The organism is Pseudomonadota bacterium, assembly GCA_034660915.1.
GTDB lineage: Bacteria > Desulfobacterota > Anaeroferrophillalia > Anaeroferrophillales > Anaeroferrophillaceae > DQWO01.
Genome location: JAYEKE010000065.1, coordinates 1,511 through 4,331, shown reverse-complemented (window position 1 = coordinate 4,331; position 2,821 = coordinate 1,511). Strand labels below are relative to the sequence as shown.

The following is a 2,821-nucleotide window of genomic DNA, read 5'->3' as shown; positions in this document are numbered from 1 at the left end:
GGGGATAATTTAACCGGGCGCCAGAAAGCGGCGATTTTGCTGCTCGGCCTGGGAGAAGAAATGGCTTCCAAAGTATTGGAAACTTTTACCGAGTATGAGCTGCAGCAGATCAGCCGGGAAATTGCCCGGCTGGGTAATGTCACCGGTGAAATAACTGAAAAAATTGCCCATGAATTTGTTGATGCCGCGGGCAGTAAGTCCATGTTTTATGGCGGTCAGGACTATTTGAAAAATATCCTGCAGAAAACTATGGGTGACGAAAAGACCAAAAAATTTCTTGATAAGGTCGGCGACTCATTGCAGGAAAAACCTTTTGGTACCCTGGCTCATGTTGATCCTCAGGTTATTGCCTCATTTATTAAAGCTGAGCATCCCCAGACGGTTGCTCTGATCCTGGCTCATCTGGAACCGGAAAAAGCGTCTCAGATTATTGGCTTGCTGCCGGAAGGTGTCCAGGCCGATGTTGTTTTACGTATTGCCAGCCTTGACCGGGTCCCCCGGGAAATGATTAGTGAAATTGAGAATGTTCTTGAAAGTGAACTGAAAACGACCGGGGGAATGGAAAGCCAGCGCCTTGGAGGTCTGGATGTGGTTTCGGAACTGATCAATAACCTTGATAAGAATACTGAAGCCAGTATCATGGAAGTTATTGAGGAAAATGATCCCGATCTGGCTGAAGATATCAGGAAACTCATGTTTACCTTTGACGATTTGATCCAAGTGGATGATCGTGGTATTCAGTCAATACTGAAAGAAATAAATAATGAAGATTTACTGCTGGCTTTGAAAACTGCCACCGAAGAAGTTAAAGAGAAGATTTTTTCCAACATGTCCCAGCGGGCAGCATCCATGGTGAAAGATGATCTGGAATCATTGGGACCTGTGAGGCTTTCGGATGTGGAGAAAGCCCAGCAGGTGATTGTAAAAGTGGTACGTAAACTGGAAGAAGAAGGTAAAATTGTGATTGCCGGCAGCGGTGGGGGTGATGTCGTTGTCTGAACAGGATAATCAGAAGCCACCATTTTTTCCCTGCAATTTTGCCAATGACGGCATGGTTGATGGGGGTTTTTCTCAGCCTGAGGTCACCCATGAATTTTCCTTCCCGGCGTTAAACGAATCCACCAGAAAAACTGGTAAAAATCCCCTGTCTCGCTCCCTTAAAGATTTTTTGCCGACCGTATTTGAACAGTCATTGCCGGGCAATTTGGCAAAAGATTCTCGGAATCTTGAAAATACCCGGCGCCGATTGCTTGATCAACTTGAAGCCTTTAAAAAAGAGCAGGAAAATAAATTGTACCAGTTGCGGCTGGAGGCTGAAAGCCAGGCTGAAGAGTTAGTAAAACAGGCTGAACAGAAAGCCGCGAAAATATGCCGGGAAGCCGAAGAACAGGGTTTTCAAGAGGGGCTGAAAAGAGGAGATGAACAGGTGGCGGTTCAGGTAGCCAGCCTGGCTGAGATGCTTTCCGTTTTTGTCTCTTTGAAAAAAGACTTGCTGGGGCAGTACGAGACCCAGTTGCTTGACCTGGCCATGGTGATTGCCCGTAAAATTGTTCATCAGGAGTTATCTCAAAACCCCGAAGTTATGGCGACCATTGCCCGTGAAACTATCAGCGAAATGCCGGCTAAAGGTCCCATAACCCTGCGAGTGCATCCGGATGATTACCAGGTTCTCAATGATAAACTGCCTGCTCTACAGGCTGAGTTTGAGCAGCTGGAACAGGTTCAGCTGGTGGCCGGTGAAGGCCTGGCACGGGGAAGCTGCATCCTGGAAACTCCGGTTGGGCAGGTGGATGCCGGACTGAATACCCGGTTTGCTGAGATCAGTGATGCCCTGCGGGACTGAGAAGGGATTTGTCAGCTTTTTGAGGTGGACATGCTTGATTTTGATCAGCTGATCGAACGGGTTGAGGGTTGCAGGACAATGCGTTCAATCGGCCAGGTAGTGGGGATGTCCGGGTTGATTATCGAGGGCAGTGGTCCACCCAGTTCCGTGGGAGATGTCTGCCAGATTATCAATGAAAAAACTTCTACCAGTATTATTGCTGAAGTTGTTGGCTTTCGTAATCAGCGTATCCTGTTGATGCCCCTTGGCGACCGATTGGGGATTGCCCCGGGAAGCCAGATTATTTCCCGGGAACATCGGGCTACTACCGGGGTCGGCCCAAAGCTGTTGGGTCGGGTTATAGATGGGTTGGGTCAGCCTCTTGATAGCCGGGGTTCGCTGGAATGTTATGAAGAAATTCCCATCTATCGGGATCCGCTTAATCCCTTTGAAAGGGCAAGAATCAGGGAACCACTGGATCTTGGTATTCGATCAATCAATGCTCTGTTGACCTGTGGTAAGGGACAGCGGCTGGGAATTATGTCCGGCTCAGGTGTTGGTAAAAGTGTCCTGTTGGGGATGATGGCCCGTTATACCATGGCCGATGTCAATGTTATTGCCCTGATCGGCGAACGGGGTCGGGAGGTGCGGGAGTTTATTGAACGTGACCTGGGGCCGGAAGGACTGGCTCGTAGTGTGGTAGTGGTGGCAACATCGGACCAACCGCCGCTGGTGCGCATGCGGGGAGCTTTTCTGGCAACCGCCATCGCCGAGTATTTTCGGGAAAAAAACCGCGATGTTCTGCTGATGATGGATTCTTTGACCCGGTTTGCTATGGCCCAGCGTGAGGTTGGTCTGGCGGTTGGAGAGCCTCCCACAACCAAGGGCTATACTCCTTCTGTTTTTGCTTTGCTGCCGAAACTTCTGGAACGAGCTGGCCGTTCAAAAAGTGATGGCAGTATTACCGGTTTATATACGGTTCTGGTTGAAGGTGATGAT

General features: G+C 49.2%; 3 protein-coding genes. All 3 read left to right on the top strand.

Going from position 1 to position 2,821, the window contains the following annotated elements; translation table 11 throughout:
* Positions 1-999, top strand: a 999-nt coding sequence (fliG, locus tag U9P07_03935) for a flagellar motor switch protein FliG (protein ID MEA2108549.1), incomplete at its 5' end; no start/stop codon positions are given.
* Positions 986-1,843: a FliH/SctL family protein gene (locus U9P07_03930; protein ID MEA2108548.1), complete on the top strand. Its 858-nt coding sequence runs from the start codon at positions 986-988 to the stop codon at positions 1,841-1,843. The genes fliG and U9P07_03930, both read left to right, overlap by 14 nt.
* Before the next feature lie 30 nt (positions 1,844-1,873).
* The coding region (locus U9P07_03925) for a FliI/YscN family ATPase (GenBank protein MEA2108547.1) at positions 1,874-2,821 on the top strand (948 nt) is incomplete at its 3' end.